A 24475-nucleotide genomic window follows, 5' to 3' on the forward strand; every position below is an offset into this window, starting at 1 on the left:
GATCTTGGCGTGCTTGATGCGTTCATGGCGTTCTCTGCATGCACGATGTCGCCTTGGCCGGCGACAGGCTTCGGTGGTGCCGCCCTTAGCTCTTGTTAGCGGGGTTGAGGTGGCTGACAATTGGCCCGGGGGATCGCCGTTGTGAGGAGCTGACCGACAGGATGCGACGGACGCTGTCACCCTTGGTCGGGCGCCGAGAGCAACTGAAAGCTCTTCTCGGAATGGTTGCGGCCCCTCCTGCTGCTGTCTGTGTGGAGGGTGAGGCAGGCGTCGGCAAATCCCGTCTGCTGCAGGAGGTTCTCAGCCATCGCCTGCTGGGTGATCGGCAGCGGCTGGTCGGGACGTGCTCCTCGTTGAGTGTGCCGGCACCGTTGGCGCCGGTCATCGAGGCCGTGGTGTCGGTGGACAGGGCCCGGCTGCGTACGGCGTCCGATCCGCTGCTCGGTGCCTTGGTGCCGTTGCTCCCGGAGTTGAGTTCGTGGCTGCCGGCGCCGTTGCCTCCGCTCGAAGACGTGCGGATGAACTGGCATCGGCGGTACCGGGCGCTCGGGAGTCTGCTGGCAACTGCCTGTCCGGCTGTCCTCGTGATCGAGGATGTCCACTGGGCCGACTCTGTCACGATCGATTTCCTGCGGTTCCTGCTGCGCGATCCGCCGGCCGGTCTCTCGGTGGTACTGACGTACCGGTCCGGTGAGCTCGCGCAGAACCTGAACGGCATCCTCGACCGAACGGCGCCGCTACCGGCGATCGTGGTCGAGCCGATGACCGTTGCCGAAACGGCCAGGATGCTGGAGGTGATGGTCGGCAGAGCGCCCGTGGCGGTGCGCGAGGCCTTGCAGAAGCGGTCGGGAGGAATACCGTTCGCGATCGAGGAGATCGTCCTGTCCGCGGTGGAGCGGCGTCAGCAGAGCGCAGCTGCCGGATCGTTGTGGGACGAGCTTGCCAACGACGTGGTGCCTGCGGGGTTCGTTGGGGCGGTGGAGCAACGCTTGTCCCGCTTGGACGAAACTGCGCGGAGCTTGGTGACCGCGGCCGCCGTACTGGGTGCTCCGGTCTCCGAGATGGTGCTTTTCCCGGTCGCCGGCGTTTCCGAACAGGTTGGGGAGACGGCGCTCGATCTCGCGCTGGAGGCGGGACTGCTGGTGGAACGTGACGGCACTCATCAGTGCCGTCACGATCTCCTGCAGCAGGCGGTCCTTCAGACTCTCAGTCGCTCGGTCTCCCGTCGGCTGCACCGCCGGGCGGCCGCCGCGCTCGGCGCCGAAGCGGTACCGGACCTTGCGCGGATAGCGTTGCACCTGCGGTCCGCCGGCGATGCGGCCGGCTGGCGCCTGTACGGCGAACGTGGCGCGGACTCCGCCATCGCGGCCGGCAACGCGGCGACCGCTGTGAACCTGCTCCTCGAGCTGCTTCCTGGAGCAGAGCAAGCCGATGCGGGCCGGCTCGCCCTGAAGCTGGGGCGGGCCGCCCTCGACGGGCTGGACTGGTCCGCGACGGTCAGCTTGCTCCGCGGTCTTCTGGACCAGGTTCCGTTGCGGCCCGAAGTACGGGGCGAACTCCGTACCGATCTCGGCCTGCTGCTCTTGAACCAGGCCGGCGATCCCGCTGGTGGTTATCGCGAACTGGAACGGGCGGCGGAGGAACTGCGGGCCGCTCGTCCCGACCTGGCCGCCAGGGTGATGTCGTGCCTGGCCAACATCCATGCCGGACATCAGCACGTCACGACCCATCTCGGCTGGCTGACCGAAGCCGAAACTCTGGCCCCGGCGATCACCGATCCGTCCGCACAGATGGCGTTCCAGGTCAACAAGGTGACCACGTTGATGACCTGCGGCGAGCCGACCTGCTGGTCGTTGGCAGACGCGCTGTTCGAGCCGACCGGCGACACTGAGGCCGGCCGCCACCAGATGCGGGCCTGCCTGAACCTGACCGACGCCTCCTCATGGCTCGGCCGCTACGATCGTGCGGCGGGGTATCTGGCTGCCGGGCGGGAACTCGCGGCGAGCTTCAGCGCGGCCTACACGGAGGAACAGTTCGACGTCGCCTGTCTCTTGATCGACTGGCTGCGCGGTGACTGGCACGGTCTGCGGGAGCGTGCGGACGACCTGGCTCGTCGCCACGAAGGACTGCCACGGTTGGCCGCCGAGTGTCGGCTGATTGCCGCTGCCCTGGCGATGGAGCTCGGCGGGACGGACCCCTCTGTGATGCTGCTCCGGCTGGTGAACTGTGACCCGCCTCTGACTCCCCCGGTGACGGCGACCGCGCACATTCTGATGGCTGAGCTGAGATCGCGTCAGCAGGCGAAAGACCTGGCCGTCGCGAGTGTCGACAGGGCTGTCGAGGTGATTCGCCGGACCGGCATGTGGGTGTGGGCGAGTGAGGTCACGCCGACTGCCGTCGAAGTGCTGTGCCGGTTCGGGCGCGCGGGTGACGCCCGAAAGCTGCTGGTTGAGCATGGCAACGGAATCTCTGGGCTGGATGCCCCTTCCGCGTACGCCGCCTGGGAGTTGGGGACCGCCATCGCGGAGCACCACGAAGGCAACCTCGATGCAGCCCTGCACAGGTATCAGCGCGTCGCGACGGCGTACGCCGAACTTCCTCGGTCCTTCTGGCTGGCCAGAACGAAAGCCCGGCTGGGCGAATGTGCCTTCGCCGCCGGCCATGACGGGACAGCCGACGTGCGAGAGGCCGAACAGCTGTTCGGCGCTCTCGGTCTGGCACGGAGGGAACAAGCCTGCCGCGAGATTCTCCGTGCGCACAACGCGCTTCCGCCGCGCAAGCGCGGTCGTCCCGGGTACGGCGATCGCCTGTCGCCCCGGGAGCGTCAGACGGCGCAGTTGGCGGCGTCGGGGCGTACCAACCAAGAGATTGCGGCCGCGTTGCACCTGTCGGTTCGCACCGTCGAGCAGCATGTCGCGCGATCGCTGCACAAGCTCGGCCTGGCCTCCCGGGTCGAGTTGGCCGCCGGCCTCGTCGACGAGAACCGGCCAGGACAATGAGAAACGCCGGTCCGATACGTCATCGGACCGGCGTTCATCGACGTCCAGCAAGGACTAGACGGTGATCGACCAGCGATCGAGCTGTCCGGTGTCACCGGGGCCGCCGTCGCTGATCGACAGCTTCCAGCTGCCGGCCGCGCGCTCGCCCGACGTGGGAACGCTGAACGACTTGGTCCCCGGGAACGCGTGGCAGACAGAACCGCCGTACTGCAGCAGGGCGTATCGCCGCCCGGACGGCGAGATCAGCGCCATATCGAGGTCTTCGATACAGGTGTGCTGCGCGGTGACGTCGACCTTCACCAAGGACGTCGCATCTCCGGAGGCGGTGGACTGGATCGTGCTGCTCACCGGCTGGAAGTCCTGGATCGGTACGACGGTGTTGTTGCTGAACACCCGGCTACCGCCGTTGTCGGTACCGGTGCGCGCCTTGACGGCGCTGCTCGCAGCAGACCTGTTCCCGGCCGCATCCGTGGCTCGAACAGTCAACGTGTACTCAGTTCCGGGAGCCAGATTTCCGACCATGCCGGAGGTGTTCTGGGTGGTGAGAACGAGCGAGTTCCCGTTGTAGATCTGGTAGCTCGCTACCCCGACGTTGTCGGTCGAGGCGTTCCACGACAACGTGATGCTCGTCGCCGTCGTTCCGTTCACCCGGACGCCGCCAGGAACAGACGGCGGGGTCGTGTCGCCGCCCCCACCACCGCCGGTGAACAGCCTGAGCCCCCACTTGTTGAGAGCCTCGTTGACCGGCTGGAACAGCGACTGGTCAGGAGCACCACCCGGGCTGCAGGATGCGTAGCCGCCGGAGTGCAGTCCGACAGCCTTGTCACCGGCGAGCCACGCGCCGCCAGAGTCTCCGGCCAGCGAACATGCTGTGGTGAAGGCCAATCCGTCGATCGCTCCGCTGGCGTAGACGACGGTCTGGTTCACCGCGGTGACCTTGCCACACTGCCAGCCGGACCCGATTCCGGAGTGACACACGGCCTGGTTGACCATCGGTTCGGTCGATCCGGAGACCGTAACCGGCGCGCCGCCGTACGTGTTCACGACTGCCGACAGCTGCCAGTTCGGCTCGGTCACGTCGACCATTCCCATGTCGCCCTCGCGATTGAAAACGCTGTGACTGCCATCCGTGTTGGAGGTCCCGATCCGGTCCTGCTGACCAGGTGACCCCCAGGCCGGCTGGTTCACGTCATTGGTGCAGTGGCCGGCGGTGAGGAAGTGCCGACCACCGCCGGAGTCGACGGCCGGAAAACCGACCGAACAGTTGCTCTCGGCACCGGGGAACCACGGATTACCCGGCTGTACGTCGCTCTGCGGCGCCGGCGAGGACGACACGTCCTGGATCCTCACGCCGGAACCAAGCCGCTCGACCTCGGCGCGAAACCTCGCCGTGGCAGCTGCGGCTTCGGTGGTGTTCACCCGGACGACGACCTGGTTGGCGACCGGATCGACGCCCCATCCGCTCACCCCCGGCACACCTGGTGCCGCGAGCCGGGAGACGGCAGCCGTCAGCGTGCGCAGCTCAGCCGGCCCACGAGAAACCAGCCGGGGCAGAGCTCCCGCAGCAGTCACCAGGTCGCTGCTGCGTTGGTTGTCCACGGCAACAGTCAGCCGTCCACTCTGTTCGTCCAGCCACATCCCGGCGTTGCTCGTCCGAACCGAGGCAGGCAGGGCAGCGGCAACCACCGCCGCCTGCTCCTGACGCTGGAGCCGAAGCCTGGCCTGGTCCTGGCTGATGCCGAGGTCGCGGCTCAGTGCGGTCACCATTGCGGACGGCGGGCCCGAAGGCTGTGGGCTTGGCGGTCCGGCGTTCGCCGGGGTCACCACAGCCAGTACGGCGGTGGTCAGCGCGGCAACGCCGATTGCCGCGGCATGTCGATGGGATCTCATCAGTTGTCTCCTCTGGGGCGTGAGATGTGCAACGGACGTTCGGGCCACGTCAGCGGGTCGTTCGGTTGGTGACGCGAACGTCGTCGACGCCCGCTTCCACCAGGCTTCCGCCCGCGGCGTCGGCCGCCTCGACCACGAGCCGAATCGACTTGCCGGCCAGCGCGGACAGATCAGCCTTGGCCGTGGTCCAGCTGGCGGCAGTGTCGGTGCTACCGGTCTTCTTCTCGAAGACCACGGTGCTGCCCGTGCTACTGACCGCTCGGACCCGGAGGTAGTCAGCACCGGCGGAATTCGTCAGATAGCCCAGGTACCACGACATCGACAGGGTCGTCTGTCCGGTCGTGGGCACCTGGATCGGACCCGAGGTGGCACTGGTGACGCCGCCGTCGATGTCGTTGTCGCCAACGCTCGCGCCCGCGGCAGCACCGCTGACGAGCGCCTTGGAGCCGCTGACCGCGTCGTTCGGCTGCATCGCCAGACCCGAGTACGTCGTCCCTTGCGGATCACCGATCTCGAACCGTCCACTCGTGGCCTGGTCGGTGTGGTCGGCGTTCACGGTCCAGTTGCCGGCTTGCTCGAAATCACTGCTGAACACGGTCGTCTCGGTCGGGTCGGGCCCCGGGTCGGAGCCACCGCCGCCCACAGCCTTGAGGGCGTTGGCGATTCCCTCACCGAAGAACGAGTTCTTGGCCGGCGTACCGGTGCAACGGGTGTCTCCGGACGGGCACGGGGTGTCGATAGCCTGGCTGAGCAGCAGCGCGCGCAGCTCGTCCGGCGTGGCCTGCGGGTGGGCCGAGGCCAGCAGCGCGACGACTCCGGCGGCGTGCGGGGACGAGGCGGACGTGCCGTTGAAGGTGGTGTAACCCCCGCCGAGGGCGGTGGTGTTGATCATCGCGTTGCCCTCACCACCAGGAGCGGTCAGCTCCACGGTGTTGATGCCGTAGTTCGAGTAGGAGGCGAGCCCCTTGTCGATCGTGTCGGCGGTGACCGAGATGGCGTTGGGCAGATCACCGGGCAGGAACAGACCCGGCTCGGTGTCGAGGTTGGTGGAGTAGTTGCCCGCGGCAGCGACCGTGGTGGTCCCCTTCGACTTGGCGTAGTCGACGGCGCGCTGGACCCCCTCGATGACGGCCGCCTGGTCGGGATCGTTGGGGTCGTTGTACTGGTTCGGGTCGACGTAGTAGCTGTTGTTCGTGACCTTGAACCCGTGCTCGGCCGACCAGACCAGGCCGCAGATCACGTTCTCGGGGAACATGTTGCCCGACGACTCCATCACCTTCACCGCGGCGATCCGCACGTTCGGGGCGACGCCGACGACACCCTTGCCGTTCTTGGCCGCCGCGACGATGCCGGCGACCGACGTACCGTGTCCGGCCGCGGGCGCGCCCGGGTCGGGTTCCCAGGCGCCCGGCGCGGTGTTCGGCCGTCCATAGAGGCAGGACACGGAGTCGGCGGAATCGAAGTTGTCCCGCAGGTCCTCGTGAGTGCCCTGGACACCGGTGTCGACGATACCGACCACGACGTTGCGGCTCCCGGGGTTGATGGCCCAGGCCTTGTCCGCACCCATCTGCTGCATGTTCCAGTCGACCGGCTCGCTCGGCGCCGCGATCGCCGAACCCAGCTGCGGCTCGAGGTACTTGCGTGCCATCGACCGCGGTCCTGCGGGAACCCGGGTCCCCTCGTCGGGTACGTCGTACCCGGCGCGGCTGTCACCGACCTTCTGCACCCCGGCGACCTTGCGCATCTTGGCGGCGAAGGTGTCGGCACCGGAGTGCGCGACGACGATCCCGAGCTGCGGGTAGGAGTTGTACACCGTGCCGCCGTTGGCGGTGACGGCCTGGGCGATCGTGTCGAGGTTCCCCGGCGCGGCGATCACCAGATAGGCACGGACGCTGACCGTGGCCTGCGTCGTTCGACTCGGGGTCGCAGCGGCGCTGGCGGGGTGGCCGGCCGTCATGCTGAGGACCGCTGCCAGGGCCACGGCCCCGACGAGGCCAGAATGCTTTTCGTACCGAAACAGATTCATGAATCCTCCTGTCAAAGCGCTCGCACCCGGGCGAAGGTGCGAGTCACCTTGGGTGAAGGCTGGCCCGGAGCGACCCAGCAGATCAATCCGTGCGATCACCTAGGAAAACAAGGGCGGCACGCAATCAAAAGCGCCGTTCTTGAACTCTTCGAAAGCTGATCTGACGATGGACGAATGCGAACAGCCCAGGCCGCCGGTCATCTCCAGGACAGCTCGAGCCGCGGTCAGGACACGCCCGCTCGGATCGTGGTCATGGTCTGGTTCGGCGACCACCTGCTGTCGAGCTATGTCGCCGAGCCGGCCCTCGCTGCTCGCTTCGCGACCGCGATGCAGCGCCGTCTCACCGGGGTGCGGATCACGACGGCAGAGGTCCGTCAGATGCCGTGGAAGTAGAGATCCACCTCACCGTGCGAACTGCTGTTGTCGGTCACCACCGTCGCCTGGGACCCGCCTCTGCCGACCCAGCGCAGCGTGGCTGGAGGCGCGCCGGAGTTGGTGGTGAGCTTGATCGAGTGCATTCTGACCAGTCGGTCGGGCGGGATCGGGCCGCCATTGGTGACGTCCTCGAAGCACTGGATGACGTCTTTGGCCTCGCCGGTCCGGGTGACCTTCAGGTCCAGGCCGGGACGACCGACGACCGACACGGTGTAGTTCCAGCCCGCCGAGGTGCGCCCGGTGAAGGTGATGAGTCCGGTGACCTGGTCGCCGGGATCGACCGCGGCGAAGTTGCCATGGACGTACTTGCCGCCGATGTAGGCCCAGTTCGCGAGGCGGTAGCCGGCGACATTGTTGCCCCAGCCAAGAACCGGTTGCAATGCCCCTCGGGACAACCCGTTCCAGACGAAGTACGTCTTGCGCGGATCCTGTTCCAGCGGCTTGGACGGGACCGTCCAGGTGGTGGAGAACGACTTGATATTCGTGGCCGCGGCAGAGGGACACGCACCGCCCAGACCCGCCGAAGCCTCGGTGGCTGCACGCTCCTTGGCCGGCGATGCCGCTCCGAGATCCGCCAGAGTGCGCCCGGTCCGGCTGTCGACCTTCCACAACCGGCCGGCTGATGATCGCACGGTCTCCCCCGGGGCTACCGCGATCACGTCGGACGACGGCTGCGGACCGTACGGCGTATCGATCATCGCGGTGCCAGTGGTGATCGGGAGGGGCTGCGCGGCGGGTGCGAGCAGGTCGAGCTGGAGGTAGTCGAGATTGAAGTTCTGGTACGAGTTCTGATCCATCCTGAGCACCACCTCGTGCTTTCCGGCGGTCAGGAACCGTTCTTCGAACCGCTGCTGCTCGAAGGCGCTGTGGGCGGTGGTATTGGTGATCGACACGGACGCGCCGGGCTTGCCGTCCCAGTCCAACCGGACCGTGCCGGCCGGTGCGTAGGGCGACGACACCCGGCCGATCACCCGATAGCGACCTGTCTGCTTGACCACCAGCGAGTACTTGATCCACTCGCCCGCGCGGATCCAGTTGACGGCGACAGCGCCTTCGGTGTCACACACGTCGACGCCTTCACCAGGCCGCATCACGGTGCAGCGGTTGGCATCCAGGTCATGGAAGCCGACCCCCTCGCCGCCCGGAGCGTAATCCTCTGCCTGCACCCGGACCGTCGCGCCCGGCCCGCGGCTCTGCCAACGGCTGAGGTCACCGCCGCCGCGCCAGTAGTTGAGCGCCTCGGTATTGTCCGTCTGGATCATCGATGCCCCGAAGCGGCTCACCACTGTCTTCCAGCCCAACGTCTCGTCGCGCAAGGACGCCTCGTCGGTCATCTGGGCGGCGAGGCCCTTCCACATGGTGTTGATCCACACCCGGCTGGTCCGCTTCATGGTCGCGATGGCGGCCGGCTGCACCTGACGGTCGTTCACGTTGTCGAAGATCACCTCGTAGGCGACCGGCTGACGACCTGGGAAGGTACCGATGTCGGCAGCGTTGTTGTCATCGACCATGTGGATGTACTGCGCGGCGGGATGCCCGGCCATGAACGCGACGGCATCGTCCTTGGTCGGACTGCCCTTGAACAGTCCCTGGCCGACCGTCCCCGTCGCCGCGAGAACGTCGTACACCTGCTCGCGGAAGGGCCAGCCTTTGTCGAGGTTCACGAACGCCCGCCCCTTCACCAGGCGCATCGCCTCGTTCAGCGTCGGGACGGTGTAGGCGGTCAACGGCGCCTGGGTACCGCCCAGCCCTTTCCGCAACCGAAGCGACTTGAGCTGCGCGAGCGTGAGATCGGAGACCCGGCCGGTGCCGTTCGTGGTCCGGTCGACGGTGCCGTCGTGCATCAGCACGAGCTGCCCGTCCTTGGTCCGCTGGATGTCGACCTCGACGATGTCGGCCCCGTCGCGCATCGCGGCATCGATTCCGGCCAGCGAATTCTCCGCCGCCTTGCGCCACTGGCCACGATGCGCCGCGATCATCAAGGGTGCGCCGTCGCCATGCATCTGCAACTCATGCTGAAGTCGATCGGACGAGGTGGGCGGACCGGCCGCGGCCGGAGTGGTCAAGCTCGCCACCAGCAGGCCGATGACCGAGACGACGCCGCCGAGGCGTGCGGATTTTGCCAACATGATTCCTCTTCACTGGAGTACGAACACCGCGACAAAACAATCGTGATGTCGTTCCTGTCACGGCGAATTTCCCTGATGCCGCGTCAGCCTAACCCTATTTCAGGCAGCACAGGAATAGTCCTCGACCAGCAACGGAAGAACAAGAGATTAACTACGCACACTCGCCATTCAGCACGCATTTTATGAGCCCGATACGTATTGAAATGACCCAGGTACGCATTTAATGCGAGCCATCGCGAGCGAAACGCGCCCCGCTGCGCGGCCCTGTTCGCGCTCGTCGCGGCGCCGGCCTGGCTGGGCGTCTGTTGGTCGGCTAGCCGGCTACGTGGGCTGTGTTGTCGATCCAGTGCTGCGCGAGGCTGAGGTCGCCCGAGATGTCGATGCCCGTGCCTTCAAGGCTGAGGCGGCGAGTCATGACGAGGAGGAGCGAGCCTGCTGGGCCGGTGACAGTGACGCCCGACGGATGGGTGCCGCGGTGCCAGGTGGCGCCTTCGGGGCCGCGTACGGCGTACCAGGCGTCAGTGGTGTCCGTGGCCTGCCATTGGAGTGTCTGGCCGGTGCCGCGGAGTGCTTCAGTGGATTGAGGTCGCCGCGCCGCCCAGGTGGGTGAAGTAAGCATCGCGAGGTGGTTGCCGATGAGCTCGGCAGCAATGTCCGGGGCGATGCCGGCGCCGGTCGGTCGGGTGGTTGCGTTGACGGTGGCGGCCGTGTTGGCCGCGTCGAAGCCGTGGACAACGGACTCGTTGAGCATGCTGGTTAGCCAGAACTGCGTACCGGTCCGCTCGTCACCGGCGGCATTGAACACCGGCGCGTCGATCGCCTGATCCGAGCACGCATCTACGACCCGCTGGGCAGACTCTGACAGCCACGCCTGCCAGACACCGGAATCAGTGGGTGCTTTCGCCACCTCGGTGGGCAGCTGGGCCGGGTCGGTGATGCGCCGCTCGATGATGTCCGCGACCCAGTGCTGCGTCTGTCCGACGTGCTCAACCAGTTCGGCGACCGTCCACTCCGGAGCCGTCGGCACCACCGCGTCAGGTCCGGCCGCGACAGCGGATTCCGCCAGCCGGAGAGTGTGTTCGACGATCGCTCGCCGGGCACGTTCTGCGGTCACCTTGTTCATGTGAGTGGTTCCTCTCAGGTTTCGTCCTCGATCTGCCGCAGACTGTGCCCTACGGTCTTTACGGTTTCTTTCCGGTTTCTCTCCGCGGTCTGCTTGGAAGGATGATCATGGGCAAGATCCAGCCCGGCCCGGGCCAGGAATCGGTCTGGGACTACCCGAGGCCTCCGTCGATCGACTTGTCGACCGAGCAGGTGGTCGTGACTCTGGGCGGGCAGGTCATCGCCGAGACTTCGCGCTCCTGGCGGGTGCTCGAGACGAGCCATCCACCGACGTACTACCTGCCGCGTTCGGCCTTCGCCGAAGGCAGCCTGCGCTCGGCCGAGGGAACGTCGTACTGCGAATGGAAGGGCGTCGCCAGCTATCTCGACCTCATCGGCGGCGAGAAGGTCGCGATGGGCAAGGCGTGGTGGTACCCCGACCCGGCTCCGCCGTACGCCGCCCTGCTGGATCACGTCGCCTTGTATCCGGGCGCCGTCGACTTGTGCACGGTCGACGGCGAGCGCGTAGCGCCTCAGCCCGGCAGTTTCTACGGGGGTTGGGTGACGTCACGTGTTGTCGGTCCCTTCAAAGGCTCGCCCGGCACCAACTTCTGGTGATCCACGCGCGGTGTCGGTGGGACATCGGCGAAGTAGAAGCGGGACAGGGCGGCGCGCAGACGGGCTCGGCGTCGGTGTGGGGCCGGTACGCCGTTGCCGTCGGTGGCGGGTGGTAGTTCGAGAACGGTGGTGCGTGCGCGGGTCTCCAGGGTGTAGGCCTCCGACGGCGAGATCGGGACGTGCCGCTCGGAGTAACCACCGTCCGGGGATCGGGTGATGATGCCGCTCTCGATGCCGTGCAGGAGTCGCTCGGAATCCTTGCGCTGCAAGGAGAGGGCGATGCGCCTCGTGATCCGGAAGGCCAGCACCGGGCCCACGATGATCAGGACGCGACAGACCCAGGTGATGGTGTTGATGGACGAGTGGAACTGCACCGCGATCAGATCGTTGCCGCTGTTCAGCCACAGTACGCCGTAGAACGTGACCAGCGCGGCCCCGATACCGGTCCTGGTCGGGACGTTGCGCGGCCGGTCCAGCAGGTGGTGTTCTCGTTTGTCCCCGGTGATCCAGCTTTCGAGGAAGGGGTACAAGGCAACAAAACCGATGAAGAGCGGCGGGATCACCAGCGCGGGCAGGAAGATGTTCCAGCTGATCGTGATGCCCCAGAAGTGACTCTCCAGGCCGGGCATCAACCGTACGGCGCCATCCAGCCAGCCCATGTACCAGTCAGGCTGGGAGCCCGCGGTCACCTCCGCCGGGTTGTACGGCCCGTAGAGCCACACCGGGTTGATCTGCAGCAGTGCGCCCATCAGCGCGGTGATGCCGAAGACGACGAAGAAGAAGCCGCCGGCCTTGGCCATGTAGACCGGCATCAGCGGGTAGCCGACGACGTTCTTCTCGGTCCGGCCGGGACCCGCGAACTGGGTGTGCTTGTGATAGACGACCAGGAAGAGATGCACGGTGATCAGCCCGAGCAGGATTCCCGGGATCAGCAGCACGTGCACCGTGTAGAACCGGGACACGAAGTCGTCACCCGGGAACTCGCCGCCGAAGATGAAGAAGCTCAGGTACGTACCGATGATCGGCGAGGCCAGCACCAGCCCCTCGGTGATCCGCAGGCCCGTGCCGGACAGCAGGTCGTCGGGCAGGCCGTAGCCGATGAAGCCCTCGACGACGCCGAGGAACAGCATCACGATCCCGATGATCCAGTTCAGCTCGCGCGGTTTGCGGAAGGCGCCGGTGAAGAAGATGCGCAGCAGGTGGATGCTCATGGCGGCGATGAACAGCACGGCCGCCCAGTGGTGGATCTGCCGCATCAACAGGCCGCCGCGCACGTCGAACGAGATATTCAGCGCTGACTCATAGGCCTCGGACATATGCAGGCCCTTGAGCAGGCTGTAGGAACCCTGGTACTCGACCTCGGCCATCGAGGGCTTGAACCACAGTGTCAGGAAGATGCCGGTGAGGATCAGGATGATGAAGCTGTAGAGCGCGATCTCGCCGAGCATGAACGACCAGTGGTCCGGGAAGACCTTGCGCAGGTTCTTCCGGCCGACCTTGCCGATCCCGGTGCGGTCGTCGAGCCATCGCACCGCGCCGGGGAACTCCTGGTTCGCCATCGGTCATCCGCTCTCTCGCCGGGCCTTGCACTGAGAACTTCCGCCGCAACCGGCCGGCTGGATGCATCCGGCCGGGGGCTTTCGGCCGAAGACAGCACAAATGCCCGCACTCAAGAGGAGCCATCAGGGATTCGCTAGAGTGTCCGCCGTGACCAGCAGGGAGGCCGGCAGCCCGTCGCCGGCCGAGATCGCGAAGGCCTTCGCGGAAGGGCGTCCGGACAGCCTGTCGGATGCCTATCAGCGCTGGTCGACGATGATCTTCACGCTGTCACTGCGAGCACTCGGCAACCGTGCCGACGCCGAGGACGTCACCCAGCAGGTCTTCGTCTCCGCCTGGCGCGGCCGGGCGAACTTCGACCCGGACAACGGCCAGCTCGGCGCCTGGCTGACCGGGATCACCAGGCACCGGATCGCCGACCGGCTGACCGCCCGCAGCCGCGAACTGCGGAACTCCGAGGCCGCGGCCCGGCTGGCCGAGCAACGGCCGACCCAGGTTGTCGACGACCTCACCGTCGATCGGCTGGTGATCGCCGACGAACTGGAGCGACTCGACGACCCCCGTCGGACCATCCTGAAGCTGGCCTTCTACGAAGACCGAACACATCCACAGATCGCGGAGCAGCTGGATCTGCCGTTGGGAACCGTCAAGAGCCACATCCGCCGTGGTCTCTTGCACCTGCGGGACCGACTCAAGGAGGTGACTGGTGACGCCACATCTCGATGACGAGGTCCTCGCGCAATGGGCGATGGGCGAAGGTGGCCCGGACGGACCCGGCACCGCTCATCTCGAGTCCTGTGACCGCTGCGCGACCACGCTGTCCGAACTGCGGGTGATGCTGGACAAGGTCCACGATCTGCCGGAACTGGAAGCCCCGCCTGCGGAGCTGTGGGCCCGGATCACCGACGAGCTGAGCCTGGATCCGGACCAGCCGGAGGACGCGCCCGCTGCCCCCGTGGCACAGCTGCGTGACAAGCGCCGTACGGCGGTTCCGGGACGTTTTCGCGGCCGCACGCTGGCGGTCGCAGCGACCGTCGCCGCACTGGTCGGTGCCGGCGTCGGGATCGGCGGCACCCTGCTGCTGCGCGACGACGAGAAAGCGCCACCGGTCGAGGTCGCCATCAAACTCGATCCGCTCGAGGGCAAAGCCGGAGCCGGTACGGCGGACCTCGTGCGAGCGGCCGCCGGTGGCCAACTGAAGGTCACGGCCTCGGGCCTGTCCGCACAGCAGGGGTTCTACGAGGTCTGGCTGATCAACACCGACGGCAAGCGGATGGTGTCACTCGGCGTACTCGATCCGGCCACCGGCGGCACGTTCCAGATCCCGCGCCAGATCACCGCTCAGGGCTACCGCATCGTCGATGTCTCGCTCGAGCCCGACGACGGCAACCCCGAGCACTCCCACGACAGCATCATCCGGGGAACCCTCCCCGCCTGAGGCCCGCTGGCCGCCGTACCGATCGGTCAGTGCTCCTGACAGAGCTCGAAACGCCTTTACGGCATGGGATCGGCGGTCACGACCAGGTTGTCACGGTATCCCCCGCGGCGATCGGCAGATCAAGCCAAACGGCCGGTACGACGAGTCTGCTCGGAGCCGGTGAATGCGCGGCCACCGACGGCAGTTCCGCCGGCCTGGCCGTGACTGTCGGCGAAGCGCGTTGTCCGGATGCACCCAGGCGAGCTGGAGCTTCTGGCGATGGTCGCCTGCAGAACCGATGAACAATATGAACTCAACGTGTGGTGCCGGTCACGCGCGGTGGACTCTTTCGGGAACCTGAAGGAGGAACCATGCGACGCATCTCCGCCCTCGTCGCGGCTGCCGCCGTGGCCATGCTCGCAGTGCCGTCCACCACTTTGCCCGCCGCAGCGGCTGGATCGAGCGGCTGCGGTTCGACACCGCCGTACGCAGTCGGCGCCTCGACCGAAGCGACGTTGAGCTCTGGCGGCCGGACCAGGAGGTACCGGATCCATCTGCCCACGTCCTACACGAAAGACCAGCCTTCGTCTGTCGTCCTGTCGTTTCACGGGCACGGCTCGTCGAGACAGGAGCAGGAATCACTGACCGGCTTGTCGAAGCTGCGAACGATCGCCGTTTATCCGCAGGGCATCACCGGGACCGACGGCGCGTCGGCCTGGCAGGGTGCGCCGTACTCGTCGACCGCCGACGACGTGCTGTTCACCAACGATCTCCTGACGACGCTCGAACGTCAGCTCTGCGTCGACACCAAGCGGCTGTACGCCTCGGGGAAGTCCAATGGCGGCGGCTTCACCGCGCTCCTCGCGTGCCGGATGACGAGTCGGATCGCCGCGTTCGCACCGGTCGCCGGCGCGTACTACCCGCAAGCCGGTCCGTGCAATCCGTCCCGCCCAGCGCCCGTCAAGGCCTTTCACGGTACTGGTGACACCGTGATCCCGTACGACGGCGACCCGACCCGGGGACTTCCCGCCATCCCGGACTGGTTCGCTGCCTGGGCACAACGCGACGGTTGCGGCGCCTCGACCAGCCAGACGGTCGGTCGCACGGTCTACCGTCAGTGGAGTGGTTGCCCACTCGAACAGGTCCGCGTCAACGGCCTTGGCCACGATTGGCCGAGCGCAGATCCGAACGCGACCTCATTGATCTGGGACTACTTCAACGCCCACCCCCTCCCCTAGACCACGCTGCTTTCGGCGGGCCTGGGCACGGCCCGCCGTCTCAATGGTGCGCACGGCAACGAAGAGGATGAACGCGGTCGTGCAGGCCAGTACCACCCAGGCATAGGTCTGCCAGCCTGGCGGCTGCACTGCAGAGAACCAGCGGATGGCGTAGTTCGTCGTCGACGCAAGTGGGAAGGTGAAGATCCACCAGCCACTGCTGAAGGAGAGGGTGCGGTACTCGCCCACCAGTGCGCCCTGCACCAACAGCATCAGTACGAGGACGCCCGTCATCAGGTCCTGTACCTGGTCGACCCGGCCCGGGTGGGCGATGAACCACGCCAAGTTGGCGGTGGAGGTGCCGGCGACGAAGGCGGTCATCGCGGGCCGGAGCGCGTCGGGTAGTCGCTCGCCGATAAACATCCGTACGGCGACGATCGCGGTCATGGCGACCCAGAAAAACAGCCCCGCACCGATGGCGGCGATGGCGAGGGACCGCGCACCGATGGTGGAGAGCCCGATGCTCGCGATGAACGGCCCCGCGACCGCGGGGATGTAGTAGCCGGGATGAACGGCCTGCAGGTCGACCGCCCCGCTGAGCCAGTGCGCGATCAGCTGGGCGACGACCACTGCGAGTGCGATGACCGCTGCACCACAGATCCAGGCGAACACCGTGAAGTTGTAGGAGGTGTAGTGGGCCGAGAGCAATACGGCGACGAGCGGGATCACCGACGCGAACGGCCCACTCATCGGATGCCTCAAGTCGTCGCTGAACGCACCACGCGTCCGGCAGCCGCCGCGAAGGTACGTGATGACGAAGGTCAGCCAGAGTGCATCGCTGGCGCCGTAGAAAATCTCGGCGGGCCAGGCCGGCGCGTGAACCAGACTCGTAGCCGCTGACCAGGCCCCGCCGAGCCCTGCCAAGCCGAGCGGCATACCGAACAGGGTCAGCGTCAAACGCTGTGTCGGATTCTGGCGGCCGCCACCCGGCTGTTCCGCGAACAGGGGATGGTGGCCACGCAGATGGAAGCGGTCGCGGCCGCGGCCCCGGTGTCGAAACGCACGCTGTACAAGCATTTCGCCGACAAGTCGGCCCTGATCGATGCCTACCTGCAGGAGCGAGACCGGCGGATGTTCGGCGAGCAGCTTGGGTCGGAAGACAATGCACGCGGCCAGATTCTTGAACTGTTCGCTCCCAGCGGCACCGGCCCGTTCATCGCGACCTGCCCCTTCATCGCCGCATCGACCGAATTCCCCGAACCGGACAGTGATCCACACCGTGCGGCGACGCGGCATAAGCAGGCCTTCGAGAGACGGCTGCAGCGATTGGCTGCCAACGCCGGCGTCAAGGACTCCCAGCGGGTTGGCAGCCTGATCTCACTGCTGTACGACGGCGCGATCAGTCGGTCGCAGGCCTTGAACGATCCGCGGCCCCTCACTGAGGCCCGACGCCATGTCGCAGACCTACTCGGCGATCAGCGCACAGACTTCTCGTAAGCCAGCAACGATTGCTTCATGGAGTCCCAAGCACTGGGACTGCGAAACGCTCGCGAGGTGATCATTGCCCCTTCCATCCCGGCGATCACCGCGTCAGCGAGGCTTCGAGCAGCTGTGCGACCAATGCCGAAGGCAACGAAATGGAAGGCCACCCGGTCGACCATCTCGGTGAATCCCTGCCGGCCGGTCTCGGCGAGGTCTTCCACATCGTGTGGACCTTCAGTGACGAGCGGCGCGAGACCACACCCGCGCCCGAAGCCACTGTCCAGCATTCCGTCCCGGCCCGCATCGACGTACCGCTCGATGAATTCCGCTGCCGAAGAGGACTCGGCGGCGAACTCGTCGATCATCCGCACCTGATCGTGGGCGTGCGCGGCCGCCGCCTCGGTCGCCAGTTGCGCCTTGCCGCCGGGGAAATGAAAGTAGACCGACCCCCTCGGGGCCCCACTGCGCTCGAGTACGTCGGCGATCGCCGTGGCATTCAACCCGCGCTCCCGGATCAAACTACGGGCCGCCTCGATCATGTTCTGCCGAGCGTCACTCCTCCGTGGCATGACCGGCTCCTCACTCAACTATGCATTACTCCCTACATAGTACTACTCGAGCGAAGCCCTGCACGCCAGCCAGACCGCCTGATCCGGGTCAGGACCCAGCCGGACGAGACCTCAGCACTTCTCGGAGGAGCGCGGCGGTTTCGGCGGGCTGGGAGTAGAACGGCGAGTGCGAGGTGTCCAACCGCCGTACGGTCGCAAGCCGGGTAGCGAAGCGCTCTCGCATGTGGACAGGAAGCCCCGCGTCCCGTTCGCCGATCACATAGGTGCTTGGGGTGTCATGCCATGCCGCCCGGGTGAGAGGCTGCCGCATCGAACTGAGGGATTGCGGACCCAAGGCGTCAAGCTGCTGCCTTTGCGTCATGCTCGGACAGATCGTTGTAGAAGACCTGCTCAGCACCTCCGTAGGAGTGAGCACAGACGACAACCGGGCCGTCGACGCTCAGCACCAAGTCCTGCACGGCCCGGGCATCGTCGTACATGCTGCCCAGTTGATCCACGGACACTGGAGCACTCGACGGCAGCTGAATGGTTCGAGCATCCACATCGGGAAGCTCTTCGAGCAGACGAGTCCACACCTCCTTGCGGTGGAACGCACCGTGGACGAGAACAAGAGTCGGCAGTGCCATGTCGGAATCTCCTTTCAGATGGGGCACCCAGGATTTGTTCTATGTATAGCAGCATATATACTGGGCGAACAAGCCAACCTCCGCCCTTGAAGAGAGGAGTCCGTCGTGCCCTTCGTCGACATCTCGCTTGCCAGGGGAAAGTCACCCGACTACCTGCGCGCCGTATCCACGGCAGTCCACGATGCGCTGGTCGCCGAGCTGAACATGAAGCCCGACGACAACTTCCAGCTCATCCACCAGTACGACGAGGGCGAGATGGTCTTCGACCGTGCCTTCCGTGGTGGGCCGCGCAGTGACGACTGGCTCGTGATCCGCATTACTGATGGACTCGACCGCGGCAAGCGCGCCAAGCGCCGGTTCTACGAAACCGTCGTGCGCCTGCTCCAGGACGATGCAGGTGTCCGGCCCGAGGACGTCTTCGTCATGATGTCGCTCTCAGGTCCCGAGGACTTCTCCTTCGGCGGCGGCGTCATCGCCACCGACGTCGGCGCGGCCGAAGCGTTGGAGGCTGCCGGCAAGCATCCCGACGCCCGCACCGCCTACAGCACAGCAGAGTTGACCTACGCGCTGACCGCGTTGTTCCAGCGCGGCGAGATCGATCCGATCCGGCCAATGCTCCGCGATGACCTGGTTCTGAGACTGCCGACCTCACTCGGCTACGGCGGCGAGTTCATTGGGATCGAGCCTTTCGAGAAGTTGTTCAGCGGCACGCCCGGCGGCGACAAGGTCTGGGAGTCATTCGCCATCCGTCTCGATCAGGTCATTGAGGCCGACGGCCACCTGGTCGTCCAGCTCACCGACACCGCCGTACCCAAATCGACCGGCACCCCGATCGTCATTCACAACCTGTGGCTGTTCGAGGTCAGCGGCGGGCGCATCACCAGCGCCCAGCTGTACGCCGACACCGCTGCCACCGGCCGCCCGGCAAGCTGACCAACCAGGTCACCCTCCGCCGATCACATCACTGAGCAATGGGAATTCATCAATGCGTCATGGAGGTTTTCCGTAGCGTGATGGCGCCATAACGAATGGCTCGTGGTTGCCTCTTTCCCCTTCCTTTTTGGTTGACAGGGGGCGACTTGACGCTACGGTTTGCCGCAAGGGGAGAGTCACAATCCGGGGGGCCGGCATGCTGAAACGTTTCGCGACCGCATTTTTCGTTCTCACGACTGCGGTCGTGACGCTGTTAGGTCTCACCACCGCGCCTGCGTGGGCAGCTGAGGGTGACCCTGCGGCTTCTGTTGTGGCGACGTGGAACTGCACCAGCAGCCCGTGTCCATGGGGGCCGTCGGACAGTGCCAACGCGGCGGTCTGGCCGGCTGAGGCCGAGCCGATCCACGCCCGCTACGGCTACACCGTCACTCACGACGTGTATGCCCCGGCGTCCAAAGTCGCGGGCTGGAAGATCACCGTCACCTCCGGCAGCGCCACGGTTTACGCAGGCCCAGCGGACGACTCGCACTCTGGACTAACCACGCTGTCGGCCGGCAATAGCTACACCGTGCCCAGCACCCTGAACCCCAGCTACCTCGTCAGCGTGCAGGACGGTTCGTCATTCGCGTACACGATCACCCCCGGCATCCCGACCACCCCGCCACCGGCCTCGGGTGACAGCTCGGTGCTGGCCACTTGGAACTGCACCAGCAGCCCCTGTCCGTGGGGACCGTCGGACAGCGCCAACGCGGCGGTGTGGCCGGCTGCGGCCGAGCCCGTCCGGGCCCGCTACGGCTACACCGTCACTCACGACGTGTACGCACCGGTGTCCAAGGTGGCGGGCTGGAAGATCACTGTCACCTCCGGCAGCGCCACGGTTTATGCAGGCCCGGCCGACGACTCCCACTCCTCGCTAGCCGCTCTGTCGGCCGGCAGCAGCTACACCGTGCCCAGCACCCTGAACCCCAGCAGCCTTGTCAGCGTGCAGGACGGTTCGTCGTTCGGGTACACGATCACCCCCGGCGTGCCGACCACCCCGCCGCTGGCCTCCGGTGACAGCTCGGTGCTGGCCACCTGGAACTGCACCAGCAGCCCCTGCCCGTGGGGGCCGTCGGACAGCAACAACGCGGCGGTCTGGCCGCCCGCGGCCGAGCCCGTTCGGAACCGCTACGGCTACACCGTCACTCACGACGTGTACGCACCGGTGTCCAAGGTGGCGGGCTGGAAGATCACCGTCACCTCCGGCAGCGCCACGGTCTACGCGGGCCCAGCCGACGGCACGCACGCATCGCTGGCCGTACTGACGGCCGGCGAGAGCTACACCGTGTCCAGTTCCCTGAGCAACAGCAGCCTCGTCAGCGTGCAGAGCGACTCCCCGTTCGGGTACGCCATCGTGCCCGGCACCGCTGGCCCGCCCACGCCTGCCTGCACCGACCCCACCACCTGCAACCCGGTCTCCTGGGTCAGCGCCCGCTGGCGCTACGCCGGAACCGGCGAGGACCCCGACTGGTACGGCGGCGTGGTCACCTGGCCGGCCGGTACGGCGTACCAGGGCAATGGCCGTACCGGCTACAACGCCCGCAACGTTTTCTCGGAGTCGGGCGATCCGCTCTACCCGTACATGGGTGCCTGGGCCGACGGGTGCACCGTTCACGTGGTCACCGGCCGGGTCCTGATCATCGAGTGGGAGCGCGGCAAGGACGTGTGGCGGGAGACCCTCGTGGACGCCGGTCAGACGCACACCATCTCGCTCACAGGCGCCGAGAACGGCGCCATGATCGAGACGAACAACAACCTCGAGCCCTTCACGGTCTCGATCAGCAACTGCACCCCGCGGCCGCTCTCGGAGCCGACCAACCGCATCCCGGTGGCGAACGCCGGTGCGCCGCAGTCGGTCACGGTTGGTACGCCCGTGACCCTGAACGGATCCGGCACTGACGCCGACGGTGACCCGCTGACCTACGCGTGGACCCAGACCGCTGGGCCGGCGGTAACGCTGTCCAGTACGACGGCGGCGAAGCCGACCTTCACTGCCCCGGCCACACCGGCCACGCTGACCTTCAGCCTGGTCGTGCGCGACGGCAAGGCCAATAGCGCGGCAGCGACCACCACGGTGACCACCACCGCGGTCAACGCCGTACCGGTCGCGAACGCTGGTACGGCGCAGACGGTCGACACAGGTACTGCGGTGACCCTGAACGGGTCCGGCACCGACGCCGACGGCGACCCGCTGACCTACACCTGGACCCAGACCGCTGGGCCGGCCGTGACACTGTCCAGTACGACGGCGGCGAAGCCGACCTTCACCGCCCCAGCCACACCCGCCACGCTCACCTTCAGCCTCGTCGTACGCGACGGCAAGGCCAACAGCGCGGCGGCGACCACCACGGTGACCGTCACCGCTCCGAACCTGGCCAGGGGCAAGACCGCCACCCAGTCGAGCACCAGCGGTACCGCGGTGGCGGCCCGGGCGGTGGACGGCAACACCAACGGCGTGTTCTCGAGCGGCTCGGTGACCCAGACCAACCTCTCCACCCAACCGTGGTGGCAGGTCGACCTGGGTTCCGCGGCGGCCGTCTCCACGGTCACGGTGTGGAGCCGGACCGACTCGAACCGGATGGGCAGCGGCTCGGTGTTCATCTCCTCGACCGACATGAACGGCCGGTCGATGTCCTCGCTGCAGTCCGACCCCTCGGTGAAGCAGATGTCGTTCGCGGCGTTCTCGTCCACCACCAACAGCCTGACCCTGAACGCGGGCAACGCCACCGGCCGGTACGTCCGGGTGCAGCTGTCGAGCATCATCGCCACGCTGAACCTGGCTGAGCTGCAGGTCGCCGGTACCACCGGCGCCGTGAACCTGTCCACCAACCGGCCGGCCACGCAGTCGTCGACCGACGTCGGCACCGCCGCCCGGGCCGTGGACGGGAACACCAACGGCGTCTTCTCTGCCGGGTCGGTGAGCCGGACGGCGTCCAGTTCACAGCCGTGGTGGCAGGTCGACCTGCAGACCAGTTCCCGGGTCAGCAACGTCACGGTGCACAACCGGACCGACGCCGCGACTGACAAGCTGAACAACGCGGTGGTGTTCCTCTCCACCGCCAGCATGTCAGGCCGGACCTACGCCCAGCTGATGGCCGACGCCACAGTGACCAAGCTGAACCTCGGGGCGACGCCAGGTGCGGTCACCAGTCTGCCGACCAACACCGTGGCCCGCTACGTCAAGGTGCAGTCCCCGGCCACCAGCGCCGGTGTGATCAGCCTGGCCGAGGTCACGGTGACGGGCACCCAGCCCAACTGACGCACGACCAGGTTCGGCACAACGTCGGGGTCAGGATGTTGATGGCGTGAGCTGTTGGCAGATCAATTGGTGAGCAAGTTGTGCCGTTGCAAGCAGGTCCTCGCGGGCCGTGTCGATGGTGGACCGGGCTGACAATCCGTGCCAGATGGATTGGATGAGCCCGGTCAGAACCGCTGCGTTGGTGGTCGCGACCAGCTGCCCGTCCTGGATCGCTCGCTGGATGCGCGCGAGGAGGGCCTGCTCGTTCTCGGCATGTAGTTCGGCGATGTAGGCGCTCGTATCGAGCGTGCTCGTGCTGTCGGTCATCACGGCACTGCTGATCAGACACCCCGGGTGCGTGCCGGTCGGCTGGGTGAACTCGTGGACCGATTCGATCAGAATGCGCTCGACGACAGTCCGGATGTCGTTCTCGGCGACAGCCTGCTGGTAGATCTCGCGGTACCGCTCGGCATACGTCCGCACCGCCTCCTCGAACAGCCCGGCCTTGCTACCGAAGGCGGCGTACAGGCTGGAGGTGGAGAGCCCGAGGGTCGAGACCAAGGCGCGGGTCGAAGTGCCGGAGTAGCCGCGTCGCCAGAACAGGCGAGCGGCTTCGAGGACCGCGTGGTCGCGGTCGATGTGTACGGCGATCCGGACGCGCCGGGTCCGGTCGTCGTACCGGGTGTGATGAGCGATGCGCACGCGTGGCGCGACGTCGTCGGTGCCATCGATGCGTGGCCCTCAGTGGTGGTCGTCAACCGCCGGGGACGCACGCCCTCGGGGCCTCTGACCAACGCCTATTCGCTACGGACAGAGGTCGAGGACCTCGGCATCGTTCTTGACGAGTTCGACAACGCGACGGCGCTCTTCGGCTGGAGCTACGGCGGCCTGATCACCTTGCTGGCCGCCAACGAACACCCGATTCCCCAGGTGATCGCCTACGAGCCTGTGATGCGACCATTCGGACGCGATGCACTGCCGGACCTGAAGAGCGCAGACGACGCAGCGGACCGGGATCGCAGCGTCGAGATCGTCAATCGACAGATCTCCGGCTTCTCCTCTGCGCATGTCGAGGATCTTCGCGCCGACCAGCACAGCTGGGCGCTCCTACGTCGCTTGAGCAAACCCCTGTACGCCGAACTCTCCGCCCTCAACGCAGCGTCACCTCCGGACGCGATGGCGCGACAGGCAGGTCACGTCAACCTGATCATCGGCCAGCACAACCGCGGAACCGCCCCCTACGGAACGTCGTTCGACAACGTGCGGCAGCACGTCACTCACGCCGCAATCCACGAGCTCGCTGGCCAGGGCCACCTGGCCCACATCCAAGCGCCGACCAAGCTTGCCCACCTGCTCAACACCCTCGCCACCATCTGATGGACACGCCAGCGAGAGTCCGTCAGCCCTGGTAGACGGTGCCGGCCTCGACGAAGCACAGGGAGTTGCCCCAGGCATCGTTGACGTAGAACGAACGCTCACCCCAGGGCCGGACGGTGATCTCGCCGCCCGGCTGGCCGTGCACCTGTTCGGTCGCCAGGCAGCCGAGGTCCTGGGCGCGGGCGTAGACCGCGTCGAGGTCGCGGACCGTGAAGTACAGCGACTTCGGAAGTGGCTGGACCGGTCCGCTGCCGGAGACGTCGAGGACTTGCAGTGTCACCGGGCCGCAGGTGAAGTAGCAGCGCGAGCCGGATTGCCTGCGGCCGACGACACCGAACAACGTCGAGTAGAACGAGGCTGCCTGATCAAGGTCAGCCACCTCGACGTTGAGCCGGAACAGGGTCGGTGCATCCGAAGGATCGGAGGCCGGGTTTGCATCAGTCATGGGTGTCTTCCTGTGGTCGATGGTCAGGGTGAGCCGGCCCAGAGAACCAACTGAGCCAATTGACCGCCAGTTCGATGCGCCGAGGCGCGAGTCGGTACGTGCGGTTCCGGCCATGCCGTTCGGTCGTGACCAGGCCGGCCTCTTCCAGCACTAGCAGGTGGCGGGAGATCGTCGGCCAGGCGTGCTCGAACATTCGCGCGATGTCGCCCGCCGCCATCGTCCCGCCCTCGAAGTACAGGGTGACAAGGATCTGCCGTCGGGTCGGGTGGGTCAGCGCGGCGAAGATCGCGTCGTACGCGGAGGCGGAGGCACTGTCCGGAACATCTTGCACATCCTAATTATTAGCGTGTTCGCTAATAGTTCGTCAATCTCAGCAC

General features: G+C 66.6%; 22 protein-coding genes. 10 read left to right on the top strand and 12 right to left on the bottom strand.

What is annotated here, in order from left to right; all coding sequences use genetic code 11:
* Positions 1-161: 161 nt before the first annotated feature.
* Positions 162-2999 carry an ATP-binding protein gene (locus ACIA49_RS01360; RefSeq protein ID WP_396375085.1) on the top strand — a complete coding sequence of 946 codons (2838 nt, stop codon included), beginning with the start codon at positions 162-164 and terminating at the stop codon, positions 2997-2999.
* A 54-nt stretch (positions 3000-3053) separates the two neighbouring features.
* Here ACIA49_RS01360 and ACIA49_RS01365 read toward each other — a convergent pair whose 3' ends face one another.
* Positions 3054-4889, bottom strand: coding sequence for a proprotein convertase P-domain-containing protein (locus ACIA49_RS01365; protein ID WP_396375086.1), 1836 nt, complete (start codon positions 4887-4889; stop codon positions 3054-3056).
* A gap of 49 nt (positions 4890-4938) precedes the next feature.
* Entirely contained in the window at positions 4939-6915 is a 1977-nt protein-coding gene (locus ACIA49_RS01370; RefSeq protein ID WP_396375087.1) for a S8 family serine peptidase, read from the bottom strand.
* 174 nt (positions 6916-7089) lie between these two features.
* Here ACIA49_RS01370 and ACIA49_RS01375 point away from each other — a divergent pair, with 174 nt between their 5' ends.
* Positions 7090-7308 carry a hypothetical protein gene (locus ACIA49_RS01375; RefSeq protein WP_396375088.1) on the top strand — a complete coding sequence of 73 codons (219 nt, stop codon included), beginning with the start codon at positions 7090-7092 and terminating at the stop codon, positions 7306-7308.
* Here the strand turns inward: ACIA49_RS01375 and ACIA49_RS01380 are convergent.
* Positions 7290-9479 (bottom strand): glycerophosphodiester phosphodiesterase family protein, encoded by a 2190-nt coding sequence (locus ACIA49_RS01380; RefSeq protein ID WP_396375089.1) that lies wholly within the window; start codon positions 9477-9479, stop codon positions 7290-7292. The genes ACIA49_RS01375 and ACIA49_RS01380 overlap by 19 nt on opposite strands.
* A gap of 313 nt (positions 9480-9792) precedes the next feature.
* Positions 9793-10602, bottom strand: a complete 810-nt coding sequence (locus ACIA49_RS01385) for a maleylpyruvate isomerase N-terminal domain-containing protein (protein ID WP_396375091.1) — start codon at positions 10600-10602, stop codon at positions 9793-9795.
* A 107-nt stretch (positions 10603-10709) separates the two neighbouring features.
* Between ACIA49_RS01385 and ACIA49_RS01390 the strand changes: the two genes are divergently transcribed.
* Positions 10710-11198, top strand: a complete 489-nt coding sequence (locus tag ACIA49_RS01390; protein ID WP_396375092.1) for a DUF427 domain-containing protein — start codon at positions 10710-10712, stop codon at positions 11196-11198.
* Here the strand turns inward: ACIA49_RS01390 and ACIA49_RS01395 are convergent.
* On the bottom strand, positions 11129-12757 hold the full coding sequence (locus tag ACIA49_RS01395) for a cytochrome bc complex cytochrome b subunit (protein ID WP_396375093.1): 1629 nt from the start codon (positions 12755-12757) through the stop codon (positions 11129-11131). The genes ACIA49_RS01390 and ACIA49_RS01395 overlap by 70 nt on opposite strands.
* A 148-nt stretch (positions 12758-12905) precedes the next feature.
* Here ACIA49_RS01395 and ACIA49_RS01400 point away from each other — a divergent pair, with 148 nt between their 5' ends.
* The 3 genes from ACIA49_RS01400 to ACIA49_RS01410 all read left to right on the top strand — a co-directional run bounded on the left by ACIA49_RS01400 (position 12906) and on the right by ACIA49_RS01410 (position 15410).
* The gene (locus ACIA49_RS01400) at positions 12906-13481 is read left to right on the top strand and encodes a sigma-70 family RNA polymerase sigma factor (RefSeq protein ID WP_396375094.1); all 576 of its coding nucleotides are present in this window, start codon (positions 12906-12908) and stop codon (positions 13479-13481) included.
* Positions 13462-14193 (top strand): anti-sigma factor, encoded by a 732-nt coding sequence (locus tag ACIA49_RS01405; protein WP_396375095.1) that lies wholly within the window; start codon positions 13462-13464, stop codon positions 14191-14193. Before ACIA49_RS01400 ends, ACIA49_RS01405 begins: the two co-directional genes overlap by 20 nt.
* 350 nt (positions 14194-14543) lie before the next feature.
* Positions 14544-15410 carry an alpha/beta hydrolase family esterase gene (locus ACIA49_RS01410; RefSeq protein WP_396375096.1) on the top strand — a complete coding sequence of 289 codons (867 nt, stop codon included), beginning with the start codon at positions 14544-14546 and terminating at the stop codon, positions 15408-15410.
* Here ACIA49_RS01410 and ACIA49_RS01415 read toward each other — a convergent pair.
* Positions 15369-16346 carry a hypothetical protein gene (locus tag ACIA49_RS01415; protein ID WP_396375097.1) on the bottom strand — a complete coding sequence of 326 codons (978 nt, stop codon included), beginning with the start codon at positions 16344-16346 and terminating at the stop codon, positions 15369-15371. The two genes, ACIA49_RS01410 and ACIA49_RS01415, sit on opposite strands and share 42 nt — an antisense overlap.
* Positions 16347-16361: 15 nt before the next feature.
* On the opposite strand from ACIA49_RS01415, the gene ACIA49_RS01420 reads away from it, so the two are divergent.
* The gene (locus ACIA49_RS01420) at positions 16362-16886 is read left to right on the top strand and encodes a TetR/AcrR family transcriptional regulator (RefSeq protein WP_396376023.1); all 525 of its coding nucleotides are present in this window, start codon (positions 16362-16364) and stop codon (positions 16884-16886) included.
* Here ACIA49_RS01420 and ACIA49_RS01425 read toward each other — a convergent pair.
* From ACIA49_RS01425 to ACIA49_RS01435, 3 genes are all read right to left on the bottom strand, one after another.
* A complete protein-coding gene (locus ACIA49_RS01425; protein WP_396375098.1) occupies positions 16865-17410 on the bottom strand; it encodes a TetR/AcrR family transcriptional regulator in 546 nt (181 codons plus the stop codon). The two genes, ACIA49_RS01420 and ACIA49_RS01425, sit on opposite strands and share 22 nt — an antisense overlap.
* A gap of 118 nt (positions 17411-17528) precedes the next feature.
* The gene (locus tag ACIA49_RS01430) at positions 17529-17801 is read right to left on the bottom strand and encodes an alpha/beta fold hydrolase (protein WP_396375099.1); all 273 of its coding nucleotides are present in this window, start codon (positions 17799-17801) and stop codon (positions 17529-17531) included.
* Positions 17779-18066 carry an alpha/beta fold hydrolase gene (locus tag ACIA49_RS01435; protein WP_396375100.1) on the bottom strand — a complete coding sequence of 96 codons (288 nt, stop codon included), beginning with the start codon at positions 18064-18066 and terminating at the stop codon, positions 17779-17781. The genes ACIA49_RS01430 and ACIA49_RS01435 overlap by 23 nt, the downstream gene beginning before the upstream one ends.
* Positions 18067-18171: 105 nt before the next feature.
* Between ACIA49_RS01435 and ACIA49_RS01440 the strand changes: the two genes are divergently transcribed.
* Positions 18172-18999 carry a tautomerase family protein gene (locus ACIA49_RS01440; RefSeq protein ID WP_396375101.1) on the top strand — a complete coding sequence of 276 codons (828 nt, stop codon included), beginning with the start codon at positions 18172-18174 and terminating at the stop codon, positions 18997-18999.
* Positions 19000-19195: 196 nt separating this feature from the next.
* Complete coding sequence (locus ACIA49_RS01445) at positions 19196-22297, top strand: PKD domain-containing protein (protein ID WP_396375102.1); 3102 nt, start codon at positions 19196-19198, stop codon at positions 22295-22297.
* 30 nt (positions 22298-22327) lie between these two features.
* Here ACIA49_RS01445 and ACIA49_RS01450 read toward each other — a convergent pair whose 3' ends face one another.
* Complete coding sequence (locus ACIA49_RS01450) at positions 22328-22978, bottom strand: TetR/AcrR family transcriptional regulator (protein ID WP_396375103.1); 651 nt, start codon at positions 22976-22978, stop codon at positions 22328-22330.
* Here ACIA49_RS01450 and ACIA49_RS01455 point away from each other — a divergent pair.
* Positions 22964-23653 carry an alpha/beta fold hydrolase gene (locus ACIA49_RS01455; RefSeq protein WP_396375105.1) on the top strand — a complete coding sequence of 230 codons (690 nt, stop codon included), beginning with the start codon at positions 22964-22966 and terminating at the stop codon, positions 23651-23653. The two genes, ACIA49_RS01450 and ACIA49_RS01455, sit on opposite strands and share 15 nt — an antisense overlap.
* A 22-nt stretch (positions 23654-23675) precedes the next feature.
* On the opposite strand, the gene ACIA49_RS01460 is transcribed toward ACIA49_RS01455, so the two are convergent.
* Together ACIA49_RS01460 and ACIA49_RS01465 are read right to left on the bottom strand one after the other, a co-directional pair.
* Complete coding sequence (locus ACIA49_RS01460) at positions 23676-24098, bottom strand: VOC family protein (protein ID WP_396375106.1); 423 nt, start codon at positions 24096-24098, stop codon at positions 23676-23678.
* On the bottom strand, positions 24091-24429 hold the full coding sequence (locus ACIA49_RS01465) for an ArsR/SmtB family transcription factor (protein WP_396375107.1): 339 nt from the start codon (positions 24427-24429) through the stop codon (positions 24091-24093). Before ACIA49_RS01465 ends, ACIA49_RS01460 begins: the two co-directional genes overlap by 8 nt.
* Between the last annotated feature and the right edge of the window lie 46 nt (positions 24430-24475).

The organism is Kribbella sp. NPDC051587 (assembly GCF_044453945.1).
Taxonomy (GTDB): Bacteria; Actinomycetota; Actinomycetes; order Propionibacteriales; family Kribbellaceae; genus Kribbella.